The organism is Noviherbaspirillum sp. Root189, assembly GCF_001428545.1.
In the GTDB taxonomy this organism is placed as follows: domain Bacteria; phylum Pseudomonadota; class Gammaproteobacteria; order Burkholderiales; family Burkholderiaceae_D; genus Noviherbaspirillum.
The window spans coordinates 1-6,830 of record NZ_LMHZ01000057.1 but is presented as its reverse complement, the minus strand read 5'-3'; the positions used below and the strand labels follow the sequence as shown (position 1 = coordinate 6,830).

General features: G+C 56.8%; 9 protein-coding genes. 3 read left to right on the top strand and 6 right to left on the bottom strand.

Annotated elements, in window-relative coordinates:
- Positions 1-197: 197 nt before the first annotated feature.
- Positions 198-422 (bottom strand): hypothetical protein, encoded by a 225-nt coding sequence (locus ASE07_RS24590; protein WP_057293471.1) that lies wholly within the window; start codon positions 420-422, stop codon positions 198-200.
- Between the two features lie 306 nt (positions 423-728).
- Between ASE07_RS24590 and ASE07_RS24585 the strand changes: the two genes are divergently transcribed.
- The 3 genes from ASE07_RS24585 to ASE07_RS24575 all read left to right on the top strand — a co-directional run bounded on the left by ASE07_RS24585 (position 729) and on the right by ASE07_RS24575 (position 3,631).
- Positions 729-1,664 carry an ABC transporter ATP-binding protein gene (locus ASE07_RS24585; RefSeq protein ID WP_057293470.1) on the top strand — a complete coding sequence of 312 codons (936 nt, stop codon included), beginning with the start codon at positions 729-731 and terminating at the stop codon, positions 1,662-1,664.
- The gene (locus ASE07_RS24580; RefSeq protein ID WP_057293469.1) at positions 1,661-2,422 is read left to right on the top strand and encodes an ABC transporter permease; all 762 of its coding nucleotides are present in this window, start codon (positions 1,661-1,663) and stop codon (positions 2,420-2,422) included. Before ASE07_RS24585 ends, ASE07_RS24580 begins: the two co-directional genes overlap by 4 nt.
- Positions 2,423-2,503: 81 nt before the next feature.
- On the top strand, positions 2,504-3,631 hold the full coding sequence (locus tag ASE07_RS24575; RefSeq protein ID WP_057293468.1) for a glycerophosphodiester phosphodiesterase: 1,128 nt from the start codon (positions 2,504-2,506) through the stop codon (positions 3,629-3,631).
- A 19-nt stretch (positions 3,632-3,650) separates the two neighbouring features.
- Here the strand turns inward: ASE07_RS24575 and ASE07_RS24570 are convergent, their stop codons facing one another.
- From ASE07_RS24570 to ASE07_RS24550, 5 genes are all read right to left on the bottom strand, one after another.
- Positions 3,651-3,848 carry a hypothetical protein gene (locus ASE07_RS24570; protein ID WP_057293467.1) on the bottom strand — a complete coding sequence of 66 codons (198 nt, stop codon included), beginning with the start codon at positions 3,846-3,848 and terminating at the stop codon, positions 3,651-3,653.
- Positions 3,849-3,874: 26 nt separating this feature from the next.
- Positions 3,875-4,528: a DsbA family oxidoreductase gene (locus ASE07_RS24565; protein ID WP_057293466.1), complete on the bottom strand. Its 654-nt coding sequence runs from the start codon at positions 4,526-4,528 to the stop codon at positions 3,875-3,877.
- Positions 4,525-4,893 (bottom strand): hypothetical protein, encoded by a 369-nt coding sequence (locus ASE07_RS24560; RefSeq protein WP_057293465.1) that lies wholly within the window; start codon positions 4,891-4,893, stop codon positions 4,525-4,527. Before ASE07_RS24560 ends, ASE07_RS24565 begins: the two co-directional genes overlap by 4 nt.
- 162 nt (positions 4,894-5,055) lie before the next feature.
- Complete coding sequence (locus ASE07_RS24555) at positions 5,056-6,147, bottom strand: HDOD domain-containing protein (protein ID WP_057293464.1); 1,092 nt, start codon at positions 6,145-6,147, stop codon at positions 5,056-5,058.
- Between the two features lie 289 nt (positions 6,148-6,436).
- Positions 6,437-6,830: RBBP9/YdeN family alpha/beta hydrolase (locus ASE07_RS24550; RefSeq protein WP_235548601.1), on the bottom strand; the 394-nt coding region annotated here is incomplete at its 5' end.

Sequence of the window (6,830 nt, the reverse complement as noted above, 5' to 3'; positions counted from 1 at the left end):
GGCGCAGGAGGAGTCAATAGCGGGCTATTGACGACGAGTGCAACGCAGGCAGGCAGAAAAAGACGCGATCTCATGGTGCGTTATGGGTTGGGATTGGTATTAGTTCGTTCCCGGCACATGCGTCGGCCTTGCAGACGCAACAAGGGCCGAAGAGACAATGTCTCTTCGGCCCTTATCTGATCAGTCAGTAAAAAAGCTTAGTGGTTTGGCACTGGCCGGAACACGCCCTCCTCATGCGACGCCGATGCCATGCCTTCCGCATGGGCCTGCGCCAGCGTCTGGGCAATCAATTCAGGATCAATATCCGGCAGGCGTTGCGACAAATCGTCGATCGCCATCAAGTTGCTGCGGTCCTGATCCCATTGTTGATAGACATCCGTAATCTTTTTCCATACGCGACCGTGGTCCTGACTCAAGGGCATGCTGCATCTCCTTCATGGTTAACTACTCCTCAGTCCCCATAACGTCAAAACAGTTCTCATTGCACAGCGGAAGCTAGACTTGCATCAAGATTACGGCCATCCTGCTTTACCACCTTGCTGGGGTTTGCTGGGATTTGCCGGCTTTATGCCAATCGCCCCGTTGACAGCTTCGCTTGCGCTGCCTTCCAACCAGACTTTCGCCAATGCCTTAACATGCTGCTATTGTCGTGCCATAAGGAGAACAACATGCCGCATTTCCTGCGCTGCGCGCGCCTACCCATGATGACGTGTTGCTAAGGAGTCCCAGTGCAACCCGCCACCCCTGTCATCGCAATCAATGCCGTCACAAAAACCTATGCGTCCGGATTTCGGGCACTCAAAAATATCGATCTCCAGATCCGGCGAGGCGAAATCTTTGCCTTGCTCGGTCCGAACGGTGCCGGCAAAACCACACTGATCAGTATCATTTGCGGCATTGTCAATGCGAGCAGCGGCAGCGTGCTGGCAGATGGCCACGACATTGCCCGTGACTATCGTGCGGCACGTACAAAGATCGGCCTGGTACCGCAGGAGCTTTCCACCGATGCGTTCGAGACGGTATGGGATACCGTCAAGTTCAGCCGGGGCCTGTTCGGCAAGGGTCCCGACAATGCCTACCTGGAAAGGGTATTGAAGGATTTGTCACTCTGGGAAAAGCGCGACGCCAAAATCATGACACTGTCCGGTGGCATGAAGCGTCGCGTGATGATTGCCAAGGCGCTCAGCCACGAGCCAAAGATTCTTTTTCTGGATGAACCGACCGCGGGCGTCGACGTCGAGTTGCGGCGCGATATGTGGGCGATGGTCAGGCGCTTGCGTGAAAGCGGCGTCACGATCATCCTGACCACGCACTACATCGAAGAAGCCGAAGAGATGGCGGACCGCATCGGCGTCATCAACAAGGGTGAAATTCTCCTGGTGGAAGAAAAGACGGTACTGATGCAAAAGCTCGGCAAGAAGCAACTGACGCTGCATTTGCAGCAACCGCTTGCCGAAGTCCCCGCAGACCTTGACGACTACCGACTGGAACTGTCCGCGGACCGCAGTCAACTGGTCTATACCTTCGATGCCCAGGGCGAGCGACTCGGCATTCCGGAGCTGTTGCGACGGCTGGACGAACATGGCATTCATTTCAAGGATTTGCAGACCAGCGAAAGCTCGCTGGAAGAAATCTTTGTCAGCCTTGTAAGGGGGAACGCATGAATTTCCATGCAATCAGGGCGATCTATATTTTCGAGATGGCGCGTACCTGGCGCACGATATTGCAAAGCATCGCTTCACCGGTGATCTCGACGTCGCTGTACTTCATCGTCTTTGGCTCGGCGATCGGTTCACGGATGGCACAGATCGATGGCGTCAGCTATGGCGCTTATATCGTGCCGGGCCTGATCATGCTGTCGGTGCTGACCGAAAGCATTTCAAATGCCTCGTTCGGCATTTATATGCCGAAATGGGCAGGCACCATTTACGAAGTCCTGTCGGCTCCGATCTCGGCGTTCGAGATCGTTATCGGCTATGTGGGCGCGGCCGCCAGCAAGTCGGTGATCCTGGGGCTGATCATTCTGCTGACCTCCTGGCTCTTTGTCGATTACACCATCGTGCATCCTTGGTGGATGCTGGGCTTCCTGATCCTGACGTCCATTACCTTTTCACTGTTCGGCTTCATCATCGGCGTGTGGGCCGATGGCTGGGAAAAACTGCAGGTGGTACCTGTCATGATCGTCACGCCGCTCACCTTCCTTGGCGGCAGCTTCTATTCGATCAATATGCTGCCGCCGTTCTGGCAAAAGGTCACGCTGTTCAATCCTGTCGTCTATCTGGTCAGCGGATTTCGGTGGAGTTTCTATGGTGTTTCCGATGTGGGCGTCGGCATCAGCCTCGGTATGACACTGGTGTTCATGCTGTTATGCCTTGGCGGCATCTGGTGGGTGTTTAAGACTGGGTATCGACTCAAGCATTGAGGGCGATCGAAGTATCCGGACAAGTGTAAAAAATCTTGTTGTTTAAACACAAGCGGCAAGCTTTGCGTCTAGGGGAATGCGATGAATTCTTTTGTTTATACCAGCCTGTTCGCTGTAACCGGGGCCATCAGCTTGCTTGCTCCGCCCGCATTCGCCCACGATACGACCGCAGCGATTGCTCCCCTGCCCATCCATCTGGTCATCGGCCATCGCGGTGCCAGCGCCCTGCGGCCGGAACACACGCTGGAGTCCTACGCCAAGGCGATTGAAGATGGCGCCGACGTCATCGAGCCCGATATCGTGAGTACCAGGGATGGCGTACTCGTCGCACGCCATGAGAATGACATTACCCGCACGACCGATGTCGCGGAGAAGTCCGAGTTCGCCGACCGCAAGACCACCAAGCTGATCGACAATGTGTCTGTGACCGGCTGGTTCACCGAAGACTTCACGCTGGAAGAACTCAAGACCTTGCGCGCCACTGAACGCATTCCGGACAACCGTCCGGATAACACGCGCTTCAACGGACAGTTCGCCATTCCGACGCTGCAAGAGATCATTGACCTGGCAAAGGAAAAGACGCAGAAGACGCGCCGCACCATCGCCATCTATCCGGAAACCAAACACCCGAGCTATTTCAAATCGATCGGCCTGCCCCTCGAAAAACGCCTGGTCGATCTGTTGCACGCCAATGGTTATCGGGGCCGCTATGCGCCGGTCTTTATCCAGTCGTTCGAAGTCGGCAGCCTGAAGGAAATGCGCACCTTGACCGAGCTGCCGCTCATTCAGCTGATGTCGGGATCGGGTCAACCTGAAGACTTCCGGCTCGCCGGGGACAAGCGGCGTTATCGTGACATGGCGACTGCCGAGGGATTGCTGGAAATCGCGACGTATGCCAATGGCATCGGGCCGGCGAAGGACATGGTGATCCCGCGCGATGAAGAAAAAAATCTCGGATCAGCGACCAGCCTGGTGCGCGATGCACACGCAGCGAAGTTGTTGGTCCATCCCTATACCTTCCGCCCGGAAAATCCTTTCCTGCCGATGAACATGCGCAAGGGCGACCCTGCATCACCGTCGCAGCGTGGCGACCTCGCGGCAGAGATCCAGGCCTATCTGAAAGCAGGGATAAACGGTTTCTTTACCGACGATCCGGCTGTCGGACGCGCGGCGATGGACAGCTTCTTCGTAAAACCGCGCAGCAATTAATCGGGCTGATTAATCTTTATTAATCTTTATATTTGGCAGTCTGCTTCGGTGGTTTCGCGTTATCGGCATCACCGGCATTACCGCCGTTATCGCCGTTATCGGGCGGCAGATCTTGCGGTACCGGCTGATAGCCGGGATTGATCAGCGGGTCCTGTCCCGGCGTATTGGTTCGTGGCTGGATGGGACTCGGATCGGCGCGGGGCTCTTCGCGATTCATTGGCATTCTTTCCGGATACACGAGCGTCAGGCAGCTTCGGCAACCCGCCGCAATGCATCTTCAAAGACCTCGACCGGCTGCCCGCCCTGGACCAGGTAGCGATCATTGATGATGACAGCCGGTACGGAATGGATTCCCTGATCGAGGTAAAACTTTTCTTGTTGCCGTGTCTCTTCGGCATACGCATTCGTGGCCAGCACTTCCTGCGCGCGTTGGGGATCCAAGCCGGCCCTCGTGGCAGCCTGCACCAGGACTTCATGCGAACTCGGGTCTTCGCCCTGCGTGAAATAGGCGTCGAACAAGGCATGCTTCAGGGCCAGCTGATGTTGTTGGCCTTCGGTTTCGGCCCAGTGCAGCAGGCGATGGGCATCGAAGGTGTTATAGATGCGGCTGCGCTTGTCCATGCTGAAGGTGAAACCGACCGCTTCGCCACGAGCGCGGATCGCTTCGCGGTTGCGTTCGGATTGGTCCGGTGTGGCGCCGTATTTCTCGGCCAGGTGTTCGGTAATGTCCTGGCCTCCGGGCACCATCTGGGGATTGAGTTCGAACGGTTGAAAGTGCAAGTCAGCACTCACCTTGTCGCCAACGCGCTCCAGCGCCTGTTCGAGCGACTTGAGTCCGATAATGCACCAGGGACAGGACACATCGGACACGAAGTCAATTTTCAATTTGGTCGTCATTTTTTGTTGCCTTGATCTGGATCGGTCGCATTCTTGCCGGACTTGCCGGGCTTGTCAGTTTTTCCGGTTGGGTTATCACTGCCAACCACGGCCTTGAGTCGCTGGATTCTCGCATATTCGGCGGGGTCTTCCTTGGCAAGCTTGTTTTCGCGCCACTTGTAAAAGACCGCGAGACCCAGCATCGCGGCAGCGCCGACCGCCAGCTTGCCCTTGTGATTGCCCAGCATGGCGGAAACCGCAGCGGCCTGTTCCCCCAAGCTGCTTTGCCCTGGCTCGGTACGTTCGACATCCGCTTCCGAGCCGGTTCCCGGATTGTCGGACGCGACGTCGGAGTTATTTGGACCGGGGAGTTCTTCGATACGCATGTAGACTGGCCTTTCGTGAGCGGGCTGCATGACGGAGCATGTCAAAATGCTTAGTCCTCACCCGAGGCAACTGGTTCAGCGCGGTAATTGACCGAAGCTAGCCAACCCTGTTTTCGGTCAATGTAGGTGAGTGGTTGCTAGAGCGTGCTGGCCACAATGCGTTCAGCGTGAATTGCCACCCGAGATCGTCACCCATTCGCGTTCTTCGACTTCAGTCAACTGGTGAAGGCATGCCATTTCCTTGTCCGACAGGCCGTCAACCATGTGCGGATCATCGATGTCCACCACACCGTGACGGGATAACAGCTCAATCTTGCTGAGATAGTTACCCATCAGCAGGACCTTGCCAACCGGCGATAGATTTGTGCTTCGCTTGTTCTCACCCTGCTCATGGATGGCGGTCATCACTGACTCCGGAAAATGCCATTCGCTGCCGATGTTGTGCGCCAGGGTGCGGCCATAGCTTGCCAGCGCATTGCAAAAGGTCGGCGAACCGATCGGCTGACGCCCGTCTGACAGCTTGTCGATCACCCGCAGTGAAACGGTGAGTCCGACGTTTTGCACCAGTCCGGCAAGGAAGACTTCCAGCGGCTCGACCGGCTCTTCCACCGCCAGCAGCCGATTCGCGAGGGCGCAACGTTCCGATTGCGCCCACAGGCGTGGCGCGACCATCCTGGTAAAGCTGCCTGAATTGAGATTGATGATGGGTTTGAAGGCGACGCTGGTGATCAGCTGACGCAAGCCATCCTGGCCGAGCACAAGGATGGCATGGTCGATACTGGTGATTGGCTTGCCGGTACTGTAGGCAACGCTGTTGGCGAGGCGCAGCACCTCGGCTACTAATACCAGGTCGGAAGAAATCTTGCGTGCCAGTTCGGGGCCTGCAAAATCACCGCTGCGCAGGCTTTGCAGCAGTTGCGGAATCACGCCGGGCATGCGGCGTACGAGGTGTGCACCGGATTCATTCGATTTCACCACGCCGTCCAGCGCGGCCAGGATGGCGTCTTCGCTGCCGTTGGTGAAGAGATCGGGATGGCTTTCCGCTTCGAACAGCCAGCTCGCAAAGATAAAGTCCACCTGGTCACGCTGCATCGAGGTCACGCTATCGGATGCGAAATGTGCAGTCCTGGCGGGTGCCGGCACAGGTGTCGTGCTTGCCGCGGCAGCCATGGCAGCTACTCGGGGGCGTGACGCCACAGCGGTCGCGCCACCTTTGGCGGAATCGGAAAAAATACGGCGAAGCCAGTCGTACATAAGGGGTCGATCGAGGAGAGGCCCTGGCATGCTTCCAGGAAAGCTTGCCTAGATTTAAACACGCTATTGCCGTGGCGTCGACTGCCTGATGCGTAATACCAATCTAATTTTTCCGGGGGCGCCGAGCCGCCTGCCGGCGTTGCACTCGTCGTCAATAGCCCGCTATTGACTCCTCCTGCGCCTTGCCAGTCAAAAAAATCCATCGATCTCATTTGTCACGTTATAGCTCGGGATTGGTATAAGCCATGCAACCGCCATCGAACAGTTGTGCAAATCCTCCGCAGACCTCTCAGCGCAAGCTATCGAGAAGCGCCTTCCCCATCGGCCAATCGCCGACATCGCTGGCGGCATTGATATGACCAAGCAGTCCGGCGTTAACAAAACGGCATCCCCAGGCATCAGCGCAGGTTCGCATATAGGCTGGAGCACCATAGGGATCGTTTTCACTGGAGACAACAATGCCGGGCGCCGGCAAAGGCTGTAATGCGGGGCGGGAGAAGCCCTTGGCATCGGCGGGGAAGTTCGGACCTAGCGGGTCGGGAACGGAAACCAGCAGAATGCCACGCAACTTGTCGGTCCTCTCTGCCTGCATTGATGGGATGGACTCCCTCCGTCTTTTTGCGCCAAAGTAGACGTACTGGTTCGCATGGGCATGGGGATCAACCAACAAAAGGAGTCCGTCA